We start from the raw sequence: 22,995 nt of genomic DNA on the forward strand, positions 1-22,995 counted from the left end.
GAAATATCGCCAATGGCTTAGCGAATCTTAACCAGAACGGCCTAATGCTTCGGGTCCACCGGACTTTGTCGAACGGACCCGATGAACGATATCCTGAACCGGCAGCTGCTCAGCGTCACCGGCCTCGTGCAGTTGGAGAAGCGCATCCGGCACGCGGCGACGCCGGAAGAGTTCGGCTTCCTCGTCGTCAACGAAACCCATGCCCTGGTGCGTTATCGCCAGGCGATCCTGTGGCGGAGGACCGGTGGCGGCGACGGCAAGGTGACGGCGGTGTCCGGTCTGGCGCTGCCGGACGCCAACGCCCCCTTCCTGGTCTGGCTGTGCAAGCTGCTGAAGCACCTGGATTCCAGACCGGAGTCCGGCGGCGCCATCGAGGCGGTCGACGCCTCCCTGGTGCCGGCGCAACTCGCGCAGGACTGGGGCGAGTGGTTGCCGCCCCATGCCCTGAGGATTCCCCTGGACGGCATCGACGGCCAGCGGCTGGGCTGCCTGCTGCTGGTACGGGACGAGCCCTGGACGGACCACGACCGCCACCTCATGGCCTATCTGGGCGACGCCTACGCGCATTCCTGGGCGGCTCTGCTGGACCGGCATCGGGGCCACCGCGCCGGCTGGCCGGGCCGGCGGAAGGGCCGGCTGGGCTTGGCCGTCCTGATCCTCGCCGCCGGGCTCGCCTGGGTGCCGGTCCGCCAGTCCGCCCTCGCCCCGGCGGAGGTCATCCCCAAGGAGCCGGTGGTCGTGCGGGCGCCGATCGACGGGGTGATCGACCGGTTCGAGGTGCGGCCGAACGAGATGGTCGCCGAGGGGCAGGTGCTGCTGGCGCTCGACCCCGCCCGCCTCCAGAACCGGCTGGACGTCGCCCGCAAGGCGCACGAGGTCGGCGAGGCCGAATACCGGCAAGCGGCGCAGCAGGCGGTGTTCGACCCGCGCAGCAAGACCAACCTGGCGATTCTCCAGGGACGCATGGAGCAGAACGCGGCGGAGGTGGCCTACTTGGAAGGCCTGCTTGACCGCATCGAGGTCAGGGCGCCGCGTCCCGGCATCGCGATCTTCGACGACGTCAACGACTGGATCGGCAAGCCGGTGTCGATCGGGGAGCGCATCCTGGTCGTCGCCGACCCGGCCGAGGTCGAGCTTGAGATCCATCTGCCGGTCGCCGACGCCATCGCGCTGGAGCAGGGTTCGGAGGTCGCCCTGTTCCTCAACGTCGATCCGCAGCACCCCATCGCCGGCACGCTGGAGTTCGCCAGCTATCAGGCCAGCCCGACGCCGGAAGGCGCGCTCGCCTACCGCCTGAAGGCCGCCCTGGCCGCCGATGCCGCCCGGCCGCGCATCGGCATGAAGGGCATCGCGAAGGTCCATGGCGAGGAGACGACGCTGTTCTACTACATCATGCGCCGCCCCTTGGCGGCTCTGCGCCAGCGGCTGGGCCTGTGACCGCCGCCGTCGGCCTCGGCGGGGCGCAGCAGCCGGCGCGCCTGCTGCCGCTGCGGGAGGAGCTTACCCTCCATGCGGGACCGCGGACCCGGGACGGTGCGCCCACCTGGACGCTGCACGACCCGGCCAACAACAGGTTCTTCCGGATCGGGTGGCTTGAGTTCGAGATCCTGTCGCGCTGGGGTTCGGGCGACATGGAGGCGATCGCCGCCGACATCCGGCGCCGCACCACGCTCGACGTCTCGGTCGATCATGTCGAGACGGTCGCCCGCTTCCTGATGGCGAGCAACCTGCTGCAGGCGCGGGGCGAGCAGGCGATCGAACGGCTGGTCCGGCAGGCGGCGTCGGTCCGCATGGGTCCGGCCAAGTGGCTCCTGAAGAACTACCTGTTCGTCCGAATCCCGCTGGTCCGCCCGGACCGCTTCCTGAAGGCGGCGTTGCCGCTGGTCGCGTGGATGTTCACGAAGGCGTTCCTGGCGGCGGTGCTGGCGGCGGCGCTGGCCGGCGGATATCTCGTGCTGCGCCAGTGGGACGCTTTCCTCGGCACCTTCCCGCACTTCTTCTCCCTGGAGGGCGCCGCCCTGGCCGCGGTCGCGCTGAGCGGCGCCAAGATCCTGCACGAACTGGGACATGCCTTCACCGCGCGCCGGTTCGGCTGCCGGGTGCCGACCATGGGGGTCGCCTTCCTGGTGCTTTGGCCGGTGCTCTACACCGACACCAGCGAAGCCTGGAAGCTGCCGTCGCGGCACCGCCGGCTGGCGATCGGCGCCGCCGGCATGGCGGCGGAGCTGGCGCTGGCGGCCGCGGCGACGCTGGCCTGGAGCTTCCTGCCGGACGGCCCGCTGCGGAGCGCCGCCTTCCTTCTGGCGACGAGCACCTGGCTGCTGACCCTGGCGATCAACCTGAACCCCTTCATGCGGTTCGACGGCTACTACCTGCTGTCGGACTATCTGGACATCCCCAACCTTCAGGACCGCTCCTTCGCGCTGGCCCGGTGGCACCTGCGGGAGATGCTGTTCGGGCTGGGCGATCCCGTGCCGGAGCGCTGGCCCGGTCACACGCGGCGGGTCCTGCTGGTCTATGCCTACTGCACCTGGATCTACCGGTTCTTCCTGTTCCTCGGCATAGCGCTGCTTGTCTATCACCTGTTTTTCAAGCTGCTCGGCATCTTCCTGATGGTGGTCGAGCTGGTCTGGTTCATCGCCCGGCCGATCTGGGGCGAGCTCAAGGAGTGGGGAATGAGGCGCGATCGCGTCCGCTTGAACCGGCACAGCCTCGCGACGCTGCTGGCGCTGGGCTGCATCGTGGCGCTGGTGCTGGTCCCGTGGCGCAGCGCCGTGCCGGCTTCCGCGATCCTGCGCGCGGAACAGCAGTTGAAGCTGTTCATCCCGCGCGCCGCCCGGCTGGAGGAGGTGCGGGTCCGGCCCGGGCAGATCGTCACTGCGGGAGAGGTGCTGTTCACCTTCCGGTCGCCCGACCTGGAGCATGAACTGGGCCAGGCCGAGCGGCGCGCCGAGCTGTCCCGCTGGCAGGTCCAGTTCCAGGGCATGAGCCGGGACCTGCTGGAGCGCAACCAGGTTTCCTGGCGGGAGCTGGAAGGCGCGCTGGCACAGGCGGCGGGCTACCGGAGCGAACTGGCGCGGCTGCTGGTCACGGCGCCGATGGACGGCAGGGTGGTGGAACTGGCCGACCCGCTCCGGCCGGGCGAATGGCTGACGGCCAACACGCCCCTGGCGACGGTGATCGATCCCGCGTCGGCCATCCTCGAGGCCTATGTCGCCGAAGCGGACCTGGCCCGGATCGCGGTGGGAACGCCGGGCGTCTTCCATCCCGACGACCTGGGCCAGCCATCGGTGCCGGGCACCGTCGTCGCGATCGACGACGGCAGCAGCCGAACCCTGCCGGAGCCTGTGCTGGCGTCGATCCATGGCGGCGACGTGGCGGTGCGCGATATCCGCGGCAACGAGGATTCCCTGATCCCGGAAAGCCCGGTCTATCGCATCCTGATCCGCCCGGATGCCGGGCTCGCCGCGCCGGACCAGGTCGTGCGCGGTCGAATCCTGTTGCAGGGCGAGCGCGAGAGCCTGATCGCCCGGACCTGGCGGTTCGCGGTCGGCGTGCTGATCCGGGAGAGCGGCTTCTGAAGCGGCACGGCGGAGGTCTCATACCGAAACCGTATCAGGGTTTCGGCTTGAGCGCCGGGATCAGCGGTTTCGCCGACACGGAGGCCGACACCTTTCCCGCGCCGGGGAACGCGGGCTTGGTCGCGGGCCGGGGAACCTGCGGCCCCGCCGCAACAGCCGGGGGCGAAGCGGGAGCAGGTGCCGCCAGGGATGTCGGGGGGACGGCCGGCGACGGCAACGACACGGGCAATGCTGCCGGCGCGGCTTGGCTGGCCGGCGGGGGAGGGGATTGGATTCCCGCCGCCTCCAGGTGGGTCATCCAGCTTCGTCGCGTGGCCGGGCGCCTGACCGGACCGACACCGACCGAAACCAGTTCCGCGTCGGTGAAGACCTGGGCCAGCAGGGCTTCGGCCCGGCGCTGGCTGACCGGCGGCATGCCGCGCCAGAGTCTCTGCGCATCGCGCGCGGCCGTCGCGGAACCGCCCAGGGCCGCGGCGGTGTACCAGCGCAATGCCGTGGGCGGATCCCATCTGACGCCGACGCCCCGGTCGTACAGCCGGCCCAAGACTTCGGCCGCTTCCCAGTCGCCCGATCCGGCTTTCGCGAGCAAGGCGTCGACCGCGGGGCGCGGGACCGTCCCGGTCTCCATGGCGTCGAGAACGGCCACGGTTTCCGCGGCCCGCGCCGAGGCGGGAACCGGGGCAAGCAGGGGAGCCGCCGGTATCGCCAACGAAAGCACGACGGAAATAGAGCGCCAGCGTAAGGGGATGGGCATCTTCAGGATCCAGGCGTGCGATAGGGGAAACATGCAGCCGTAGGATAGGCGGACTGTTTTGAGAGTTGGTTAATCCTCCAGGCCGCGCTTCTTGCCGGCCGTCCAGGAACCTATCCGTCCGCTCCGGGGTTGGGTTTGCAAAAAACCTGTCCCTGCAGACTTCGGAGATCCCTCATGCGTACGCCCGTCACCCTTGCCGCCACCTGCTTCCTGGCATTCGCCGTGCCGGCCTGGGCGCAGCAGGCGACCAGTCCCGCGACCCACGAGGACATGCCGGCCCAGGAAGGTCCGCTGGCGACCAACAACGAAGTCGAAAGCCTGATCGGCACGGACGCGGTGGCGGCCGACGGCCGAAAGGTCGGCACGATCGAGAACCTGCTGATCGCGCCCGACGGGCGCATCGACTATGTCGTCCTGGAGTGGGGCGGGGTGGCCGGGCTCGGGGAGCGGCAGGTGGCCGTCCCCTGGAACGAGGTCGTGCTGAGCGACGACAACAGCCAGGCCGTGATCGACAAGACCCAGGCACAGCTTGAGGAAATGCAGCGGTACGATCCGGACGTGCCGGCCGCGGCCGGTATCGAATCGAACATCCGGCCGCTGCGCTGAGGCGCCTTCCGGCGACGATGCCGCCGGCTTGCGGGGACCCGTCCTACAGGGTCCCCGGCACCCGGTAGCCCGCCCGGGCGCGTTCCTCGAGTTCCTCGTTGTAGACGATCCGCTTGCCGATCGGCCACAGCGAGATGATCGCCAGCTTCAGGTGCGCCCAGGCGAACGGGATGCCGATGATGGTCAGCGCCAATGCGATGGCGGTCAGCACATGGCCCAGGGCCAGCCACCAGCCTGCTAGCAGGAACCAGATCAGGTTTCCGAAGAAGCCGAGCGGGCTGGTGCCCAGGTCTTCCCGGCCGTCCCACTCGTCTCGGGAAACGGCGGTTCGCCCGAACGGCATCAGGGTATAGCTGGCGATGTTGAACGCCGAACGGGCCCAGGGCAGGCCGATGATCGTGATCGCCATGATCACCGCGGCGAACAGCCAGGCCACAGCCATCCAGATGCCGCCCGTGACGATCCACAGGATGTTCAGGATCAGGCTGACAGGGTTCATGAAATCTCTCCTTCGCCGCAGATATGGGGAGAATCCAGGTGGTTTCCATGGCTTGACAGCCCTGTTGCAAACGGGTTCCTACGACGAAAGATCGGTGGCGATAAGGTCGTAAGATGGTTGCTTCGGCGAACGAAACGGCCTATTGCTCTGTTCATCCGTGCATGGAACGGCGGCCCCGGCTGCCGTGTCCGCACTCTACCCTGGAGCTTCGCGTGAGCGACAACGGTCCGACTAGCTAGGCGGCCGGGCGTTTTCTCATCGTCCGTCCGCCTCTGAAAAGAGAATTGAAAGGATGTGACGATGACGCGCAACCTCGCTGTCGAGTTTCGGATTGCGGCCAACACCCTGCGCCGCCTCACCGGCAACCCCGATCCCCGCAAAGCTGCCCGCGCCCAGGAGATCCTGGCCGACAAGGCCCTGTTCCGTGAGTTCGTCGACCAGCGTCACCGCGCTCTGCGCACCCGCGCCGATGTCGCCGCGGAGGGTGACAGTAGCCGCTTGATCCGGTTGGCCGCCTGAGCGCGAGCACCCTGGTCGCAGGTCGTGGGAAGGGTCGGGCGGGCACGGGTCGGTGCCCGCCCGGTCCTACGCCTTTCACTCGACCAGCTTCAGCCCTATGATGCCGGCGATGATCAGCCCGATGGAGGCCAGCCGTCCGGCGGTCGCCGGCTCGCCGAACAGCACGATTCCGAGCACCGCGGTGCCGAAGGCACCGATACCTGTCCAGACCGCGTAGGCGGTGCCGATCGGCAGGGTCTTCAGGGCGTAGGCCAGCAGGACCATGCTGGCGGCCATGGCGGCTATGGTCCAGACGCTCGGCCACAGGCGCGAGAAGCCCTCGGTATATTTGAGTCCGATCGCCCAGCCGGTCTCCAACAGTCCGGCAACGAACAGGATCACCCACGCCATCGTGTTTCCTTCTTCCTTTTCCAAGTTTCGGCGGAGGCCGCCGACCTTCACCGTAGCGGATCGGGTCTCGCCGTCCTAATCTGCGTCACGATCGCAGCAACGGATTCACCATGAAGATATTCGGCATCGCCGGCTGGAGCGGCAGCGGCAAGACAACGCTCATGGTCCGCCTCCTGCCCGAACTGAACGCCCTGGGCCTGCGCGTTTCCACCATGAAGCATGCCCATCATGCGTTCGACGTCGATCAGCCGGGCAAGGACTCCCACAGCCACCGCATGGCCGGAGCTTCCGAGGTGTTGATCACGTCGGCCAACCGCTGGGCCCTGATGCACGAGAATCGGGGGGAGCCGGAGCCTTCGATCGAGGAACTCGTCCGGCACATGACGCCGGTCGATCTTCTGCTTATCGAGGGCTTCAAGCGCTCGCCGCACCCCAAGCTGGAAGTGTTCCGCCGCGCCACCGGCAAGCCGCTGCTGGCGCTCGAGGATTCGTCGGTCGTCGCGGTCGCCTGCGACGGCCCCGTCCCCGAAGTGACCGTTCCCGTGCTCGATCTCAACCAGCCCGCGGAAATTGCCCGCTTCCTAATGACGCACTGCAGCATGGGGTCTCGCGATAACGCAGCCGGTACGGGTAGTTGACGCCGGAAGGGTCGATTGTTTCTCTCCTGAAACTGATTGATTCCCCGCCGAGCGAACGTATCATTAGTCGCTGAGTCCGGATTCAACGCCGCATGGTTGTGGCGTGCGAAGCCACGATGCATGATGCGTGAGGAGAAGCTGATGACGACCCTGTCTGACGTCGGGCACGAGGGGGACGGAAGTCCCGGCGCTCCGATGGCGGACCACCCGGCCTCGTCGTTTGGCTTCCAGGGACTTTTGACGCCGGGCACGGCCCTCCATGCAACTCCGCTTTACGCGATCCTGGATTTGGCGGGCGACGCCTTCGTGGTGATCGACGCGCAGTTCCGGATCGTCCTGTTCAACCGGGCGGCGGAACGGATTTTCCAGTACGACACGGCCGACGTGATCGGGCGATCGGTCCACATGCTGCTGCCGGAGCGTTACAGGTCCCAGCATGGCAGGCAGATGAGGGAGTTCCAGGCTCACTCCGACGCCTCCCGGCTGATGGGCGAGCGTCGGCAGATCTGCGGGATGCGGCGCGACGGGACCGAGTTCCCGGCCGAAGCCTCGATCGCCTGGGTCAGCCTGGACGGTGGCGGAGCCTATGTCGTCGTCCTGCGCGATATCACGGAGCGGACCCGCGCCGAACAGCAGACCGCGCGGTTCGGCCGCATCATCGAGCAGTCGATCAACGAGATCTTCGTCTTCGATGCCGAGACCCACCGATTCGTGCTGGTCAACCGGCAGGCGCGCGAGAATCTGGGCTATTCGGCCGATGAAATGATGCGCATGACGCCGATGGACCTGAAGTTCGAGTTCGGCGAGGAGGCTTTCGCCGAACTGCTCCGTCCGCTCCAGGACGGCACCATGGACGAGGTCAGCTTCGAGACCTTCCACCAGCGGCGCGACGGCTCGACCTACGAGGTCGAGGTGAGGGTCCAGCTGCTGCGCAACGAGACGCCGCCCGTCTTCGTCGCGATCGCCCGCGACATCACCGAGCGTTCCCATTTCGAGACGCTGATCCGGCGCCAGTCGCTCTATGACGCGCTGACGCTGCTGCCCAACCGCACCCTGTTCACCGAGCGGCTGTCCCTCGCCGCGGAGGAGCGCCAGCAGGATGGCGGCCATGGCGGGCTGCTGCTGATCGATCTGCTGGGATTCCGCATGGTGATCGACAGCATGGGCCGCGCCGCCGGCGATCAGGCTATCCAGGAAGCCGCGCGGCGGCTGGCCGGCTGCCTGCGGTCCACCGACACCTTGGCGCGGCTGGAAGCATCGGAGTTCGCGGTGCTCGCCCCCAGCATCGACCAGTCCTCCCGCATCGGCGTGCTGGCCGACAGGATCCTGGCCGCCTTCGAAGCACCCGTCGAATTGGACGGGATCGAGGTCAAGCTTTCCCCCGCCCTCGGGATCACCAGTTTTCCCGGCGACGGAGTCGATTCGGACATCCTGATGCGCAACGCCGACGCCGCGCTTTGGAGCGCCCGCGAGGCGGAGCCGCCGCACAAATGCTTCTACAGCTCCGATCTCGACACCGAGGTGAACACCCGGATCGCCATCAAGTCGGGCCTCGCCCGCGCCCTTGAGCGGGGCGAGTTCTCCCTTGTGTTCCAGCCCAAGGTCGATCTCAAGAGCTGGACCGTCTGCGGCTGCGAGGCCCTGCTGCGCTGGCGCAACGCGGATCTCGGCAACGTCTCGCCGGCCTCCTTCGTGCCCGTTCTGGAGGAGACCGGCCTGATCATCCCCGTCGGCGAGTGGGTCCTGGAAACCGCCTGCCGCCAGTGCCGGCTGCTGATCGACCGGGGGTTCTCGAACATCCGCATGGCGATCAACCTGTCGGTCCGTCAGATCCGGCCTTCGTTTCCCGCCACCCTGATCGACATCCTGGAGCGGACCGGGCTGAAGCCCGACGACATCGAGCTGGAGATCACGGAAAGCGTCGTGATGAAGGACAGCGTCGAGGTCGTCCAGCTTCTCCAGGAACTGGCCGACATGGGAGTCCATCTGGCGCTCGATGATTTCGGCACCGGCTACTCGTCGCTCAGCTATCTGAAGCTGATGCCGCTGGAGACCATCAAGATCGACCGCTCGCTGATCACCGATATCGCCACCGGCGCGGAGGACGCGGAGATCGTGCGCGCGGTGATCGACATGGGGCATTCCATGTCCCGGCGCATCGTCGCCGAAGGGGTCGAGACCGAACAGCAGCTTGCCCACCTGCGCCGCCTGGGCTGCGACGAGATCCAGGGCTACCTGTTCAGCCGACCCATAGCGGGTCCGGACCTGATGAAGCTGCTGGAGGGCTTTTCAACCTATGCCTGATGGCTAGGGGGCTTCGATCCAACCTACCCACTTGCATATTCCCGCCGGTTCGGATATGACGTCTGAGTAAGACAGTTCTGTCCATAAGAGGCATGAATGAAGGCGGCCCACCCGATCAAGGTACTCTGCGTCGATGACAACGCCATGATCGTCATGGCGACGCAGGCCACCATCGACGCCACGCCCGATATGGATTGCGTCGGCTGCCTGTACTCCGCGGACGAGCTTGTCGATACGGTCGCGGAACTCCGCCCGGATGCCGTCCTGCTCGACCTCACCATGCCGGGCAAGGAGCCGCTGGCAGCACTCCGTGAACTGACCGATGCCCATCCGGAAGTGCCGGTCATCGTCTTCAGCGGCCTGAGCGACCGGAGATCGGCGGAAAAGGCCTTCGCCGCGGGGGCCCGCCGTTACTTGACCAAGGGGGGCGACGGGCGGCCCGTGCTGGACGCGATTCGCGCCGTCGCTTCCGAACAGCAACCGCCCCTGGCCGTCGCCAGCTGAGCCTACTCCGCCGGCAAGCCCTCCGTCGGCTTGGCGTGCTGCAGCTCCAGTTCCTGGATGCGGCGGCGTATCCGGCCGATCGGCTGGAGCCGGCGCGCCAGCAGGCTGTAGAGCAGGGGCGTGCCGAACAGCGACAGCAGCGACCCGACCGAGACGCCGCCGACGATTACCAGCCCGATCGCCATCCGGCTCTCCGCGCCGGCACCTTCCGCCATGGCGAGCGGCACCGCGCCGAATACCGTGGCGATGCTGGTCATCAGGATCGGGCGCAGCCGGGTCGCGGCGGCCTCCCGGATCGCCGCGTCCATGGCCTTGCCCTCGTCGCGCATCTGGTTGGCGAATTCGACGATCAGGATGGCGTTCTTGGCGATCAGGCCGATCAGCATCACCAGCCCGATCTGGGTGTAGATGTTCAGCGTCATGGCGCTGGCGACGATCGCCGCCAGGCCGCCGAACAGGGCGAGCGGCACCGTGAGCATGACGATGGAGGGCAGCGTGAAGCTCTCGAACTGCGCGGCCAGCACCAGGAAGGCGATCAGCAGCGCCATGCCGAACGCGAAATAGATCGCGGCGCTCGATTCCTGCAGCTCCCGCGCCGAGCCGTCGAAGGTCAGCCTGACCTGGCCGGGCAGCACCTCGGCCGCCGCCTTCCGCACCACGTCGATGGCGGTGCCCATGGCGATGCCTTCCAGGTTGGCCGTGACGGTGATCGCGCGCAGCCGGTCGACCCGGCCCAGCTCGCTGGGGCCGGCGACGTCCCGGACGGTCACGACGCTGGAGAGCGGCACCAGCTGTTCCGACGTTCCGGCGCGCAGGAAGATGTTCGACAGGTCGCGCGGGTTGGCGCGGTCGCTGCCCGTGGCCTGGACCACCACGTCGTATTCCTCGCCGCGGTCGGTGAAGCGCGTGACGGTCCGCCCGCCGACCAGCGTCTCCAGGGTTTCGCCGATCGCCCGCGTGCCGAGCCCCAGGTCGGCCGCGCGGTCGCGGTCCACCGTGATCCGGAGCTGCGGCTTGGTCTCGTCGTAGTTCGCCTGGATCGTGCCGAACCCCGGCTCGTCGCGCAGGCGGTCGATCAGCAGGTCGCGCCAGACCGCCAGTTCCTCGTAGCTGCTGCCGCCCAGGACGACCTGCACCTGGTTGAGCGCGCCGCTGCGGGCGATGCCGCCGCCCGCGAAGGCCGCGACCCGGGCGCCCGGCACCGCCTGCAGCTTGCCGCGCAGCTCCGCCATCAGGGCCGACTGCGGCCGGGCACGCCGGTCCCACGGCGCCAGCCGGACCTGGATCGTCGCCCGGTTCACGCCGGTCTGGCCGCCCCATCCGGGGTTCAGGATCGCCAGCACGCTGGAGACTTCGCCGCTTTCCCGGTAGGGCGCCAGGATGCGCTCGACCGCCTCCATTTCCCGCTTGGTGAAGTCCTGGCTGGCGCCTTCCGGCGCGGTCACCGTGATGCGGAAGCTGCCGCGATCCTCCGGCGGGGTGAACTCCTGCGGCACCAGGGTGAACAGGTACCAGGTGGCCCCGGTCAGCGCGCCGAGCAGGGCCAGCATCAGGACGGGTGCGGCCAGCACGCCGTCCAGGACCCTGGAATAGGCCCGGGTCATCCCGTCGAAGAACCGTTCGGTCAGGCGGAACACCGCCCCGCCGTGGTGGCCGCGCAGCACCTGCGAGCACATCATCGGCGTCAGCGTCAGGGCCACCAGCGCGGAGAAGGCGACCGACGCCCCCAGCGTGACCGCGAACTCCTTGAAGAAGCGGCCGACCGTGTCCTGCAGCAGGACGAGCGGGAAGATCACCGCGATCAGCACCGCCGTGGTCGCGATCACCGCGAAGCCGATCTGGCCGGCGCCGCGATAGGCCGCCAGCAGCGGCGGCTCGCCCAGCTCGATCCGGCGGCTGACATTCTCGACCACGATGATCGCGTCGTCCACCACCAGCCCGATCGCGAGCACCAGTGCCAGCAGGGTCAGCACGTTGATCGAATAGCCGAGCGCCGCCAGCACGGTGAAGGCGGCTATGATCGACACCGGGATGGCGACCGCCGGGATGATCGTGGCGCGCAGGTCGCGGAGGAACGCCCAGGTGACCAGGACCACCAAGCCCAGCGCGATCGTCAGGGCGTGGAACACCTGGTAGATCGATTCGGCGATGAACACGCTCTCGTCGAACGACACGTCGATGGCCGCGTCCCCGGGCAAGGTGGTGCCGACCTGCCGGAGCAGCGCCTTGACGCCCTCCGCCACCTCCATCGTGTTGGCGGTCGCCTGCTTGGTGACGCCCAGGCCGACGGCGGCGCGGCCGTTGACCGTGTAGTCCCCGCGGTCGTCGCGGGTGCCCAGCTCCACCCGCGCCACGTCGCCCAGCCGGATGAAGTCCCCGCTCCGCTGGGAAATGACGATGCGGGAGAACTGCTCGGCCCGTGACAGCCGGGTATCGGTGCGGACGGTGAACTCCCGCTGCGCCGACTCGATTCGGCCGGCCGGCAGCTCCGCGTTCTCCCGTCGGAGTGCCGTTTCGACGTCCTGGACGGTCAGATTGCGGGCCGCGAGCGCGCTCCGGTCCAGCCAGACGCGCATCGCGTAGATCCGCTGGCCGCTGATCCGCACGTCGGCGACGCCTGGGACGGCGGTGATCTGGTCGACCAGGACGCGCCGGGCATAGTCGGTCAGCTCCAGCCGGCTGAGCTGTTCGCTGGTCAGGGTCGCCCACAGGATCGGCGAGCTGTCGCTGTCCACCTTGGCGATGACGGGAGCGTCGGCTTCGTCCGGCAGGCTGCGGGCCGCGCGCGAGACGCGGTCCCGCACGTCGTTGGCGGCCCCCTCGATGTCGCGGGTCAGCAGGAACTCGATCCGGACGTTGGACGATCCCTCGCGGCTGGTCGAGCGGATCGTCTTGATCCCCTCGACGCCGCTGACGGCGCCCTCCATCACCTGGGTGATCTGGGTCTCGATCACCTCGGCCGACGCGCCCTCGTAGCTGGTGCTGATCGAGACGACCGGTGGATCGACGCTGGGATACTCGCGCACCGGAAGCTTCGTGAAGGCGAAGATGCCGAAGACCACCAGCAGGGCGTTGAGCACGATGGCGAGCACCGGGCGCTGGATCGAGACGTCGGATAGCACCATGGGTTCAGCTCCCGGCAGCCGGGCGCGCGGCGGAGGGCGGTTCCCGCTCGGCCTTGACCGGGGCGCCGTCGCGCACCCGCTGGGTGCCTCGGACGACGACCAGCTCGCCGGGCTCCACGCCCTCGACCACCTCGACCATGCCGTCGTGACGCTGCCCGATCGTGACGGCGCGGCGCCGGGCGTGGCCGTCGGTCACGACGAAGACGAACTGGCGCTCGCCCAGCGGGACCAGCGCCTCCTCCGCGATCAGCACGGCGTCGGCGCGCGACGACAGGGTCAGGCCGACATTCATGAACATGCCGGGCCGCAGGCGCAGCTGGTCGTTGGGCAGGGCGGCCACCACCTCGACCGCCCGGGTCACCGGATCGACCCGCGTGTCGATGACGGAGACCACGCCGGTGAAGGTCTCGCCGGGGAAGGCTGGGCTCCTGGCGGACACGGCGAGCCCCGGCCGGAGCCCGCCCAGCGCCGCCTCCGGCACGCGGAAATCCAGCTTCACCGTGCGGATGTCGTCCAGCGTCGTGATCGCCGTCCCGCTGGTCACCAGCGCGCCGGGACTGACCCGGCGCAGGCCGGTCTGCCCGGCGAAGGGCGCCGTCACGACAAGCTCCTGCAGCCGGGCGCGGGCGGCCCGAGCCGCGGCGTCGGCCCTGTCCAGCGCCGCGGTCAGCTCATCCACCCTGGCCTCCGCGACGGCCTGCCGGGTCAGCAGGGTGCGCGAGCGCTCCAGAAGCTGCCGGGCGTTGCGCCGGTCGGCCTCGGCGACGGCGAGCTGGGCGCGGGCCTCGGCGTCGTCCAGTTCGATCAGGACCGAGCCCCGCTCGACCCACTGGCCCTCGTCGAACCGGATCGCGCGGATGATGCCGGTCTGCTTGGAATTCACCGTCACCGCCTCGTTGGCGCGCAGGGTGCCGACCGCCTCGGCCACGGTCGCGATCTCCCCGATGCGGGCGGGCTCCGCCACGACATTGACCGGTCGCGCGGCGCGGTCGGGCGCCGCCGCCTGCGGTCCGTTCCCGTGCAGCGCGGGGATGCCGTACCAGGCACCCGCGGCGCCGGTGCCCAGCCCCGCGATCAGGAGAATCTGCCAGATCAGTCGCATGGTATCCTGGTCCGTCCGTACCGGGCCGGTGGAGGTTGGATCGATGGATGCCGCCGCAGGAACAATCGGAAAAAGGGCCTGTTGTCCGGTTCCCGCCGGGACAGGCTGCCGTCCTGATCGGGCCGCGAAAGCTCGATATTCATTGCAACAATAGCAGAATCGCCCTGTCCATGGACCACAATCTTGACGCCGACTTCGCCCCCGGTCGTGACGCGCGCTTGTTCGGCAACCTGGAACTCGACCTCGGCCGGCCCGGCCGCCAAACCGTCGCGGGCGTGGCCGAGGGCCTGGACGGGATGCTTTTGGGCGATCTCGCGCGGCGCGCGGAGTCCACCGGCCTTCTCCACATCGTCCGCGACCACCGGCGGCTGCTGCGGCTGCGTCGTGCGCTGGCCTTCTTCGCGCCGCAGCTGGAGGTTCTGCCGCTGCTGAGCTGGGACTGCGGTCCCTATGAGCGGTGCTCCCCCTCCGCGGCGGTCGCGGCCCGGCGGGTCGATACCCTGCTGAGGCTGGGCCGGCCGTCCGAGGGACCTCGGCTGATCCTGGCGACGGCCGCCGCGTTCCTGCGCCGCCTGCCGCCGCAGGGCGTATTGGAGGCTTCGACCTTCCGGGCGGCGCCAGAGGACGACGTCGAGGAGCCTTTGCGGCGTTTCCTGCTGCGGAACGGGTATTCCCCGGCGGAGACCGTCCAGGAAGTCGGCGACTTCCTGTGGGACGACGACCGCGTGGAGATCCTTCCGCCCGGCCAGCGGTCACCGGTCATGCTGCAACTTCTGAACGGCACCCTGGACACGGTCCGGCGGGGCGGCGCCGACGGGGAGGAGCTGGAGCGGCTGGAACTGCCGCCCCTGTCGGAGGTGGTCCTGACCGACGAGAGCATCGCGCGCTTCCAGACGAACTACCAGGAGCAGTTCGGGCGGGTCGAAAGGGTCGATCCGCTGTTCGAGGCGGTCGGGCAGGGCAGGCGCCTCACCGGGATGGAGCACTGGCTGCCGCTGTTCTACGGCGGCACCGAAACCCTGTGCGAATACCTTCCCGGCTGCCCCGTCACCCTGGACGACGGCGTGGAGTCCTATCGCGACGATTATCTGGAGCAGGTCGCCGACGCCTATCAGGCGCGCAGGGCCATGGGCACGATTGAGGAGAAGGTCCATCTGCCGGCCTTCCACCCGCTGCCGCCCGAGCAGGTCTTCGTCGATGAGGTCGCCTGGGATGTCTGCCTGGAGGCCCGGTCGGTCCTGGCGTTCCGCGCGGCGCCGCCGCAGCCGGGAGAGGATGTTCTGGATGCCGGAGCCCGCCCCGGTCCGCGGTTCCATGACGACGAGCACGGCCAAGACCTGGCCCGGCATGTCCGCAAGCTCCGCGCCGGCGGCGCCCGGGTGCTGTTCGCCGTGGAGCGCGACGTACAGCATGATCCCCTGAGACGGCGGATCGGGATGCCGGAGATGCCTGCTGCGGAGACCTGGGACGGGACGACGGCCGGCGACGCGGCGGTGGCGACCCTGCCGGTGGCGGCCGGCTTCGAGGTCGAGGGCATCCACGTGATCGCGCGGGCCGACATCATCAGTCCCGATCGGCGCGGGACCGCCGGGACCGCCGAGGCCCGGCGCGGCGCCCTGCTTCCCGACGTGCCGCCGATCGCCCTGGGCGACCTGGTGGTGCATGCCGACCACGGCGTTGCCCTGTGCGAGGGGCTGGAGACGATCGACGCCGGCGGCGCGCCCCACGACTGCCTGCGCCTGATCTATCGCCAGGGCGACAAACTGTTCGTTCCGGTCGAGAACATCGACCTGCTGTGGCGGTTCGGCATGCCGGGCGAGACGATCCAGCTGGACAAGCTGGGCGGCGCCGCTTGGCCCAACCGGCTGGAGCGGATGCGGGAGACGTTGCGCGACGCGGCGCACGAACTGATCGCGACGGCGGCGAAGCGGTCGCTCGCGAAGGTCGATCCGATCGTGCCGGATCCCGCCGCCTACCGCCGGTTCAGCGGCCGGTTCCCCTATACCGAGACGGAGGACCAGCAGACCGCGATCGACGATGTGCTGGCCGACCTCGCGTCGGGCAAGGTGATGGACCGGCTGGTGGTCGGCGACGTCGGCTTCGGCAAGACCGAGATCGCGTTGCGGGCGGCCTTCGCGGTAGCGGCCGGCGGCCGGCAGGTCGCGGTGGTGGCACCGACCACGCCGCTTGCCAAGCAGCATGCCGACGAGTTCCGCGAGCGTTTCGCCGGGTTCGGGATGGAGATCGTCGAGCTGACCGGAGGGACGCCGACGGACGAGGCGAAGGCTGCCCGGCAGCGCATCGCCGACGGGCATGCCCGCATCGCGGTCGGCACCCAGGCCCTGTTGAGCGAGTCCGTCCGGTTTAGGGACCTCGGCCTGCTGGTCCTGGACGAGGAGCAACGGCTCGGCGTCAAACAGAAGGAGCGGCTGAAGGACATCGCCGAGGGCGTCCATGTCCTGACCATGACGGCGACCCCGATCCCCCGCACGCTCCAGCTCGCGCTGGGCGGGCTTCGCGACCTCAGCCTGATCGGCACGGCCCCGGTGGAACGCCAGCCGGTCCGCACCCGCGTCCTGACCTACGACGGCGACATCATCCGCAAGGCGCTCCTGCGCGAGCGGGAGCGCGGCGGCCAGAGCTTCTACGTCTGTCCCCGCCTCGCCGACCTCGACCTGGTGGGCGATCGGCTGGAAACCCTGGTTCCCGATCTCCGGGTGCTGCGCGCCCACGGCAAGATGGCTCCCGAGGAGCTTGACGACGCGATCACCGCCTTCGTGCGTGGCGGCGCCGATGTTCTCCTGGCGACCAACATCATCGAAGCAGGGCTGAACATCCCCAATGCCAACACGCTGGTCGTCCACCGGGCCGACATGTTCGGCCTGGCGCAACTCCACCAGCTCCGCGGCCGGGTCGGGCGCGGCAGCACCAGGGCCTATGCCTGGATGACGGTGGAGTCGGAAGCCGACTTATCCGAAACGGCGCGCGGCCGCCTGGACGCCATCGCCATGCTGACCGATCCGGGGGCCGGGTTCAGCGTCGCCAGCCAGGACCTGGAACTGCGCGGCGGCGGCAACCTGCTGGGCGACGAGCAGTCCGGCAGCATCCGGGCCGTCGGGGTCGACCTGTTCCAGGAGATGCTAAGGCAGGCGATCGAGGCGGTCCAGGGCGGCAAGGAGCCGGAGGAGTTCTGGACGCCCCGGATCTCGCTCGGCATGCCCGTGCTGATCCCCGAAAGCTATGTCGCCGGCCTGGACGAGCGCATGGCGCTCTACCGCTCCATCGCGGCGCTCGAGACTGTCGAGGCGGCCAGGGCCTTCACGGAGGACCTGGCCCGCAGGCACGGACCGATTCCGCCGGAGGTCGGGACCCTGATCGGCCTCGGCGAGCTGAAGCGCCTGTGCCGCGACGCTCACGTAGAACAGCTCGATGTCGGGCCGCGCGGAGCCTTGATCACGTTCCGGCGCGAGCCCGAGGGATTGAAGGCGTTCCTCAAGCGCAACGAAGGTGCCCGGCGCCGCGACGACGGCAACCTTGTGGTTCCGCTGGCGGAGAACTCTTCGGCACGGCTCGACGCGGCCCGAAGGCTGCTGCGCGACTTGGCCGGCGGGTAACGCCGGTTCAGGAGATATCGATCACCGTCACGTTGACGGTGAACGTCCGGCCGTCGCGCTGGATCGTCAGCGTCACCGGGTGCCCGACCCCGGTCTGTTCCAGTCTGGTCGCGAGTTCCGCCAGGGTCGCGACCGGGTACCCGCCGGCGTGGGTGATGACGTCGCCTGCCCGTCGTCCGGACGGGTCGAAGCCTCGCAGGCCGGCGCGGTCGGCTGCCGATCCGGGGATCACCTCGGCTATGACAACCCCGGTCACGCCGAGCTGGGCCCCGACCTGCTCGGGCGCCACGCGGATGCCGATCCCGGGGGTCGGCACCCGGCCGTCCCGGATCAACTTGGGCACGATCCGGTTCACGGTGTCGGCCGGCACCGCGAAGCCGATCCCGGCGAAGCTGCCCGACCCGGACAGGATGGCGGTATTGACGCCGATCAGCCGGCCGGCGCTGTCGAGCAGCGGGCCGCCCGAGTTGCCGGGGTTGATCGCCGCGTCGGTCTGGATCACGCCGGCGATCTCCCGCCCGCTGCCGGCCGGAAGCCGCCGCTCCAGCGCGCTGATCACGCCGGTGCTGAGGCTTCGGGTCAGCCCGAAGGGATTGCCGATGGCGTAGACCGACTGGCCGACCTTCAGGTCGTCGGAGGTGCCGATCGGAATCGGGCGGAGCGCCGCGCGGTTCTCGCTCAGCCTCAGCACGGCAAGGTCGCTGTTGGGGGCGATGCCGATCACCCGGGCCGGCACGGCCTCGCCGCTGTCCAGCCGGACGGCGACGCGGGTGGCGCCTTCGACCACATGGTGGTTCGTGACCACATGCCCCGCGGCATCCCAGATGAAGCCGGAGCCGGCGCCGCGCGACCCCCGGCCGTTCGGATCACCGGATGGATCCGCACGGTCGGTGAAGATATAGACGACCGAGGGCGCCGTCGCGTCGAACAGGCTGATCGTCGATTCCTCGGACTCGGCCAGCGATCCCCGCGCCGTGACCGCCCGCGGCTCGCTGGCGGTCAGGAAGACGCCGCGCACGAAGCGGTCGCCGATCCAGATCGTCGCGACCAGCAGCGCCCAGATCAGCATGTACCGCCAGAACCGCTGCCCGCCCATCCGTCCCTCCCGCTCTACGTCGGCCCGACGGGGCCGGAAGTGTTTAAACGGGGTGCATGGGCCGGCGGTCAAGCACAAAGGCGGCAAGCGATCAGCCGAATGATCGGTTGTGACGAGCCGCCGGAACGCGCTTTTATACGGCGGAGAACCGATCCTTGGCGCCGGTGCCTTCGATGACCGATCCATACGAGATCCTGGGACTTTCCAAGACCGCGACGGATGACGATATCCGCAAGGCCTATCGCAAGCTCGCCAAGAAATTCCATCCCGACATCAATCCGGGCAAAGCCGACGCGGAGGCCCGTTTCAAGGACATTTCCGCCGCATACGCCTTGCTGTCGGACTCCGAGAAGCGCGCCCGGTTCGACCGCGGGGAGATCGACGCGAGCGGTGCGGAGACGCCGCGCAGCTTCTACCGCGGCTTCGCCGACGCGGGCGGCGGCGGCCGGTACGGGACGGAGGAGCATTTCGTCGACAACGAGGACATCGAAAGCTTCTTCGCCGATCTGTTCAGCCATCGCGGCGCTGGGCGGAGCGGCGCAGGAACGGGCGGGGCCGCCGGTACCGGCGGCTTCCGCATGCGGGGCGGCGACGTCAACTACTCGCTGCGCGTCCCGTTCCTCGACGCGGCGAAAGGGTCGCGAAAGCGCCTGACGCTGCCCGACGGCCGGACGCTGGAAGTCGAGATCCCGGCCGGCATCGACAGCGGGCAGACGGTTCGGCTGAAGGGGCAGGGGGGACCCGGGCTGGGCGGCGGCCCGGCCGGCGACGCTCTCATCCGGATCGAGGTCGATCCCCATCCGGTGTTCCGCCGGGAGGGGCGCGATGTCCGGATCGATCTGCCGGTGACCCTGGCCGAGGCGCTGCTCGGGGCCAAGGTCCGCGTGCCGACGGTCGACGGCGCGGTCGCCATGACCATCCCGAAAGGGGCCGACAGCGGCACCGTGCTCCGGCTCAAGGGGAAGGGCATGCCGGCATCCCCCGGCGGCGAGCGCGGCGACCAGTATGTCACGGTCCGTCCGGTCCTTCCCCGGCAGCCCGACGCCGAGCTGGAGGAGTTCATCCGGCGCTGGTACGACAGCCACCCGCAGGATCCCCGCGAAACCCTGGAGCAATCGCGATGATGGCGCTCGAACAGGTCCTTGCCACCGTCGGCCGGATCGACCGGCGGGATCTCGCCCTGTGGATCGAACGGCGCTGGGTCCGGCCGCACCACGAGGCCGGCGGCTATGTCTTCACCGACCTGGACGTCGCCCGGGTCACCCTGATCTGCGAGATGCGCGACGACATGGCGATCGACGACGAGGCGATGCCGGTCGTCCTCGGCCTGCTCGACCAGCTCTACGGCACCCGCCGCCGCCTCAGGCAACTGGTCGATGCGGTCGCGGCCCAGCCGGAGGAGGTCCGCCGGTCCGTCGCCGCGGAGTTGAGGCGCCAGGCTCTCGACGGAGGCGATGCCTGATGCATGGGCCTTGGCCGACCCCCGCGGGTCTGCTATGACCGCGCGATGACCGACGATGCCAGCAAGAACCAGAAGCCCGACCCGATCACCGAACGCATCCTGGCGATGATCGAGGATGGCGGATCCGTGTCCCCGCAGGAGGTCGCGCAGGCCTTCTACAAGGACACGAAGACGCCCGGAATGCCGGCCGACGGCTGGCACAAATACATGACGGCGGTTCGCCAGCAGGCGATCCACCTCGCCCGCCAGGGACGGCTGCAGATCACCCGCAAGGGCGAGCCGGTCGACCCGAACAATTTCAAGGGCGTGGTTCGGTTGAGGAAAGTGCCGCCGGCCCAGCCTTGACCGCCGCCGCGACGGCGGGAGCGGCAAGCGCCCGCTTGCGGCGCCACGACACCAGGCCCATGACGGCCCCGACCAGCACGAAGACGCCGAGCAGGCCGACCGTCACGGCCGTCGCCATTTCCCCCACGACCTGCTGGAGCGCCGCGCCCGCGGCATAGCCGGCGCCCGCGAAGCACGCGGCCCATATGCCCGCCGCGACGAAGTTGAGCAGGGCGAAGCGGCGCCACGACAACGTGCTCATCCCCATCGCGAACGAGCTGAAATTCCGTACGCCGTAGATGAAGCGGAAGCTCAGGATGAAGGCCGTGCTGTACTTCTCCAGCAAGCCCAGGGCCTTGTCCACGCCCGGCTGCCAGCGGGGATATCGGGTCAGCATCCGGGCGCCGGCATGGCGTCCCAGCATGAAGTACATCTGGTCTCCCAGGAAGCTGCCGACCCACGCGCAGGAGATCAGCAGGGTGAGGTTGACCACGCCTTCGCGGGCCGCGATGCCCGAGAAGATCACGATGGTCTCGCCTTCCAGGAAGGTCCAGACGGCAACGATGCCATAGAACAGGTCGCCGTAGCGATGGATGAGGTCGAATATTTCCATGACGGTCCGCTAAGGGATCCTTCGCGCGGGACAGGCCCGCATCCTGGGCGGAACTGGTGGCGCGCTTCTGAACTTTGGGAACCGGAATTTCCGGACGGTCGGGGCCGGCCGGGATGACGGCCCTGCCATATTCTTGAAATGAGGCCGGATTGTGGTCGTCTCGCCACGGGGCGGCTCCGGGGTGGGGAGTTAACGGGGAATTAGCATATTCCCCGGATATTTCGCGCGCCTGCGGCTCCGGACCTGATATGAACCGGCGCCGTCCGGGTCGCCCCGTTCCGGCGGGGACATCAAGAAGAACTGAAGAACGGGCGGACTCATCCATCTCCCTGGGGCAAGGGCTTTACGATGATACCAGTGCGCAGCACCGTTGGTCTTGGCGACGGGCGCTCCCGACCTGCCGGCTCATCCGGCTGGGCGACGTTCGATACCCTGTCGATGATCATCCTGGCGGTCGTGCTGGTCCTGGTCGCCGCCACGTTCCAGCACTATGGCATAAGCTGGGACGAGGAAATCCAGAACACTTATGGCAAGAAGATACTGTCGTTCTATCTGAGCGGCTTCGAAGACCGATCGGTCTTCATACATTTCAATCTCTACCTGTATGGCGGATCCTTCGATCTGGTCGCCGCCGTGGTCAACACCGTCTCGCCCTTCGGTGAGTACGAGACGAGGCATCTGCTGGGCGGGCTGGTCGGGCTGCTCGGGCTTGCCGGCGTCTGGCGCCTGGGGCGGCTGTTCGGCGGGCCGCGCGCAGGGTTCCTGGCCCTTCTACTGATGGTCGTGACGCCGGCCTATTACGGCCATATGTTCATCAATCCCAAGGACATTCCTTTCGCCTGCGGCATGACCTGGTCCCTGTACCTGATGTGCCGCGCCATGGAGACGCTGCCGCGGGTTCCGCTGCGCACTGCGCTGGGCCTGGGAGTGGTGCTCGGGATCACTCTCGGGACCCGCATCGTCGGGTTGCTCGCCGGCTTGTATCTCGCCGCCGCTCTGGTCCTGTATCTGGCGCTGGTCGCGGGGCGGGGAGCGGAGCGGCGGGAACTGGTCCGTACCACCGTCGCGCTGGCGCTGTCGTTCCTGCCCATGCTGCCGGTGATGTATCTGGCGATGGCGGCATTCTGGCCCTGGGCTTGGCAGGAGCCTTTGAACCCGATCCGCGCCGCGACGGTGTTTTCCAATTTCCCCTGGCCGGGGTCCGTCCTGGTCAATGGCGAGATGATCAAGGCGACCGAGCTGCCGTCCTACTACCTGCCCCTGTTCCTGGGCACCCAATTGCCGGAACTGGTCCTGGCCGGCATCGCCTCGGCCGCCGTGATCGCCTCGGCCTCGTTCCTGGACGGGAGGCTCGGGGACAGAGTAAACGGGGTGCCGCATGCGTTCGTGCTGAAGTGGACCCTTCTCGTCCTCGCCGCGCTGTTTCCGCTGGCCTATTTCATGGTGGCGCGGCCGCTCGCGCTGAACGGCATGCGCCATTTCCTTTTCATGCTGCCGCCGCTGACGGTGATCGCGGCCCTGGCGCTCGACCGCGTCTGGACCTGGACGGGCACCGCTTGGCCGCGGCTCAAATGGGGGCTGGTCGTGCCGCTCGGGGCCACGGTCGCATTCCAAGCCTGGACGATGGTCCGCCTGCATCCCCAGGAATACATATTCTACAACCAGTTCGTCGGGGGCGTGGCCGGGGCCGAAGGCCGTTTCGAATTGGATTATTGGGGAACGTCGCTGGCGGAAGCCACCGACATGCTCGAAAGCAAGCTGAAGGCGGAGAACGGCGGGCGGCTCGGCGGGCGGTACAAGGTTTTCGTCTGTGCGAACCCGACCTCGGCCCTTTATTTCCTGCCGCCCAACTTCGTTCAGACGG

At 68.7% G+C, this 22,995-nt stretch carries 19 protein-coding genes (1 of these 19 running past the window's edge); 12 read left to right on the forward strand and 7 right to left on the reverse strand.

Features of this window, described 5'->3' with window-relative positions:
* The first annotated feature begins 81 nt into the window (after positions 1-81).
* Positions 82-1,437, forward strand: coding sequence for an efflux RND transporter periplasmic adaptor subunit (locus JL100_RS07770; protein ID WP_202680142.1), 1,356 nt, complete (start codon positions 82-84; stop codon positions 1,435-1,437).
* A complete protein-coding gene (locus JL100_RS07775; RefSeq protein WP_202680143.1) occupies positions 1,434-3,581 on the forward strand; it encodes an HlyD family efflux transporter periplasmic adaptor subunit in 2,148 nt (715 codons plus the stop codon). The genes JL100_RS07770 and JL100_RS07775 overlap by 4 nt, the downstream gene beginning before the upstream one ends.
* Positions 3,582-3,615: 34 nt before the next feature.
* Here JL100_RS07775 and JL100_RS07780 read toward each other — a convergent pair whose 3' ends face one another.
* Complete coding sequence (locus JL100_RS07780) at positions 3,616-4,335, reverse strand: sel1 repeat family protein (protein WP_202680144.1); 720 nt, start codon at positions 4,333-4,335, stop codon at positions 3,616-3,618.
* A gap of 174 nt (positions 4,336-4,509) precedes the next feature.
* Here JL100_RS07780 and JL100_RS07785 point away from each other — a divergent pair, with 174 nt between their 5' ends.
* The gene (locus JL100_RS07785; RefSeq protein WP_202680145.1) at positions 4,510-4,941 is read left to right on the forward strand and encodes a PRC-barrel domain-containing protein; all 432 of its coding nucleotides are present in this window, start codon (positions 4,510-4,512) and stop codon (positions 4,939-4,941) included.
* Between the two features lie 43 nt (positions 4,942-4,984).
* Here JL100_RS07785 and JL100_RS07790 read toward each other — a convergent pair whose 3' ends face one another.
* Positions 4,985-5,440: a YccF domain-containing protein gene (locus tag JL100_RS07790; RefSeq protein WP_202680146.1), complete on the reverse strand. Its 456-nt coding sequence runs from the start codon at positions 5,438-5,440 to the stop codon at positions 4,985-4,987.
* Positions 5,441-5,740: 300 nt separating this feature from the next.
* On the opposite strand from JL100_RS07790, the gene JL100_RS07795 reads away from it, so the two are divergent.
* Positions 5,741-5,959, forward strand: coding sequence for a hypothetical protein (locus JL100_RS07795; RefSeq protein WP_202680147.1), 219 nt, complete (start codon positions 5,741-5,743; stop codon positions 5,957-5,959).
* A 75-nt stretch (positions 5,960-6,034) separates the two neighbouring features.
* Here JL100_RS07795 and sugE read toward each other — a convergent pair whose 3' ends face one another.
* Positions 6,035-6,349: a quaternary ammonium compound efflux SMR transporter SugE gene (gene sugE, locus JL100_RS07800; RefSeq protein ID WP_202680148.1), complete on the reverse strand. Its 315-nt coding sequence runs from the start codon at positions 6,347-6,349 to the stop codon at positions 6,035-6,037.
* 110 nt (positions 6,350-6,459) lie between these two features.
* On the opposite strand from sugE, the gene mobB reads away from it, so the two are divergent.
* The 3 genes from mobB to JL100_RS07815 all read left to right on the forward strand — a co-directional run bounded on the left by mobB (position 6,460) and on the right by JL100_RS07815 (position 9,795).
* Positions 6,460-6,987, forward strand: a complete 528-nt coding sequence (gene mobB, locus JL100_RS07805) for a molybdopterin-guanine dinucleotide biosynthesis protein B (RefSeq protein WP_202680149.1) — start codon at positions 6,460-6,462, stop codon at positions 6,985-6,987.
* A gap of 141 nt (positions 6,988-7,128) precedes the next feature.
* Positions 7,129-9,291: a putative bifunctional diguanylate cyclase/phosphodiesterase gene (locus JL100_RS07810; protein ID WP_202680150.1), complete on the forward strand. Its 2,163-nt coding sequence runs from the start codon at positions 7,129-7,131 to the stop codon at positions 9,289-9,291.
* A 96-nt stretch (positions 9,292-9,387) separates the two neighbouring features.
* Positions 9,388-9,795 carry a response regulator gene (locus JL100_RS07815; RefSeq protein ID WP_202680151.1) on the forward strand — a complete coding sequence of 136 codons (408 nt, stop codon included), beginning with the start codon at positions 9,388-9,390 and terminating at the stop codon, positions 9,793-9,795.
* Positions 9,796-9,797: 2 nt separating this feature from the next.
* Here JL100_RS07815 and JL100_RS07820 read toward each other — a convergent pair whose 3' ends face one another.
* Both JL100_RS07820 and JL100_RS07825 read right to left on the reverse strand, forming a co-directional pair.
* A complete protein-coding gene (locus JL100_RS07820; RefSeq protein WP_202680152.1) occupies positions 9,798-12,920 on the reverse strand; it encodes an efflux RND transporter permease subunit in 3,123 nt (1,040 codons plus the stop codon).
* Between the two features lie 4 nt (positions 12,921-12,924).
* Positions 12,925-14,022, reverse strand: coding sequence for an efflux RND transporter periplasmic adaptor subunit (locus JL100_RS07825; RefSeq protein WP_202680153.1), 1,098 nt, complete (start codon positions 14,020-14,022; stop codon positions 12,925-12,927).
* Between the two features lie 170 nt (positions 14,023-14,192).
* Here JL100_RS07825 and JL100_RS07830 point away from each other — a divergent pair, with 170 nt between their 5' ends.
* Positions 14,193-17,636, forward strand: coding sequence for a transcription-repair coupling factor (locus JL100_RS07830; protein WP_202680154.1), 3,444 nt, complete (start codon positions 14,193-14,195; stop codon positions 17,634-17,636).
* A 7-nt stretch (positions 17,637-17,643) separates the two neighbouring features.
* Here the strand turns inward: JL100_RS07830 and JL100_RS07835 are convergent, their stop codons facing one another.
* Positions 17,644-18,732, reverse strand: a complete 1,089-nt coding sequence (locus tag JL100_RS07835; RefSeq protein ID WP_202680155.1) for a S1C family serine protease — start codon at positions 18,730-18,732, stop codon at positions 17,644-17,646.
* Positions 18,733-18,905: 173 nt separating this feature from the next.
* Between JL100_RS07835 and JL100_RS07840 the strand changes: the two genes are divergently transcribed.
* From JL100_RS07840 to JL100_RS07850, 3 genes are read left to right on the forward strand one after another with little or no spacing between them, the layout of a single operon-like run.
* Positions 18,906-19,856 (forward strand): DnaJ C-terminal domain-containing protein, encoded by a 951-nt coding sequence (locus JL100_RS07840; RefSeq protein WP_202680156.1) that lies wholly within the window; start codon positions 18,906-18,908, stop codon positions 19,854-19,856.
* Complete coding sequence (locus JL100_RS07845; protein WP_228421128.1) at positions 19,853-20,194, forward strand: chaperone modulator CbpM; 342 nt, start codon at positions 19,853-19,855, stop codon at positions 20,192-20,194. Before JL100_RS07840 ends, JL100_RS07845 begins: the two co-directional genes overlap by 4 nt.
* Positions 20,195-20,239: 45 nt before the next feature.
* On the forward strand, positions 20,240-20,539 hold the full coding sequence (locus tag JL100_RS07850; RefSeq protein ID WP_202680157.1) for a DUF3253 domain-containing protein: 300 nt from the start codon (positions 20,240-20,242) through the stop codon (positions 20,537-20,539).
* Here JL100_RS07850 and JL100_RS07855 read toward each other — a convergent pair.
* On the reverse strand, positions 20,493-21,131 hold the full coding sequence (locus JL100_RS07855) for a DedA family protein (RefSeq protein WP_202680158.1): 639 nt from the start codon (positions 21,129-21,131) through the stop codon (positions 20,493-20,495). The two genes, JL100_RS07850 and JL100_RS07855, sit on opposite strands and share 47 nt — an antisense overlap.
* Before the next feature lie 357 nt (positions 21,132-21,488).
* Between JL100_RS07855 and JL100_RS07860 the strand changes: the two genes are divergently transcribed.
* Positions 21,489-22,995 carry the 5' portion of a glycosyltransferase family 39 protein gene (locus tag JL100_RS07860; RefSeq protein ID WP_202680159.1) on the forward strand. It continues 176 nt past the right edge of the window, so only the first 1,507 of its 1,683 coding nucleotides appear in the window; the start codon lies at positions 21,489-21,491; the stop codon falls past the right edge of the window.

Origin of the sequence: Skermanella mucosa, from assembly GCF_016765655.2 — a bacterium.
GTDB lineage: Bacteria > Pseudomonadota > Alphaproteobacteria > Azospirillales > Azospirillaceae > Skermanella > Skermanella mucosa.

Bases quoted from the DNA above. Each gene is read 5' to 3' on its own strand.
- JL100_RS07770 (WP_202680142.1), top strand. From the start codon at position 82: ATGAACGATATCCTGAACCGGCAGCTGCTCAGCGTCACCGGCCTCGTG.
- JL100_RS07780 (WP_202680144.1), bottom strand. From the start codon at position 4,335: ATGCCCATCCCCTTACGCTGGCGCTCTATTTCCGTCGTGCTTTCGTTG.
- JL100_RS07785 (WP_202680145.1), top strand. From the start codon at position 4,510: ATGCGTACGCCCGTCACCCTTGCCGCCACCTGCTTCCTGGCATTCGCC.
- JL100_RS07790 (WP_202680146.1), bottom strand. From the start codon at position 5,440: ATGAACCCTGTCAGCCTGATCCTGAACATCCTGTGGATCGTCACGGGC.
- JL100_RS07795 (WP_202680147.1), top strand. From the start codon at position 5,741: ATGACGCGCAACCTCGCTGTCGAGTTTCGGATTGCGGCCAACACCCTG.
- sugE (WP_202680148.1), bottom strand. From the start codon at position 6,349: ATGGCGTGGGTGATCCTGTTCGTTGCCGGACTGTTGGAGACCGGCTGG.
- mobB (WP_202680149.1), top strand. From the start codon at position 6,460: ATGAAGATATTCGGCATCGCCGGCTGGAGCGGCAGCGGCAAGACAACG.
- JL100_RS07810 (WP_202680150.1), top strand. From the start codon at position 7,129: ATGACGACCCTGTCTGACGTCGGGCACGAGGGGGACGGAAGTCCCGGC.
- JL100_RS07815 (WP_202680151.1), top strand. From the start codon at position 9,388: ATGAAGGCGGCCCACCCGATCAAGGTACTCTGCGTCGATGACAACGCC.
- JL100_RS07820 (WP_202680152.1), bottom strand. From the start codon at position 12,920: ATGGTGCTATCCGACGTCTCGATCCAGCGCCCGGTGCTCGCCATCGTG.
- JL100_RS07825 (WP_202680153.1), bottom strand. From the start codon at position 14,022: ATGCGACTGATCTGGCAGATTCTCCTGATCGCGGGGCTGGGCACCGGC.
- JL100_RS07830 (WP_202680154.1), top strand. From the start codon at position 14,193: ATGGACCACAATCTTGACGCCGACTTCGCCCCCGGTCGTGACGCGCGC.
- JL100_RS07835 (WP_202680155.1), bottom strand. From the start codon at position 18,732: ATGGGCGGGCAGCGGTTCTGGCGGTACATGCTGATCTGGGCGCTGCTG.
- JL100_RS07840 (WP_202680156.1), top strand. From the start codon at position 18,906: ATGACCGATCCATACGAGATCCTGGGACTTTCCAAGACCGCGACGGAT.
- JL100_RS07845 (WP_228421128.1), top strand. From the start codon at position 19,853: ATGATGGCGCTCGAACAGGTCCTTGCCACCGTCGGCCGGATCGACCGG.
- JL100_RS07850 (WP_202680157.1), top strand. From the start codon at position 20,240: ATGACCGACGATGCCAGCAAGAACCAGAAGCCCGACCCGATCACCGAA.
- JL100_RS07855 (WP_202680158.1), bottom strand. From the start codon at position 21,131: ATGGAAATATTCGACCTCATCCATCGCTACGGCGACCTGTTCTATGGC.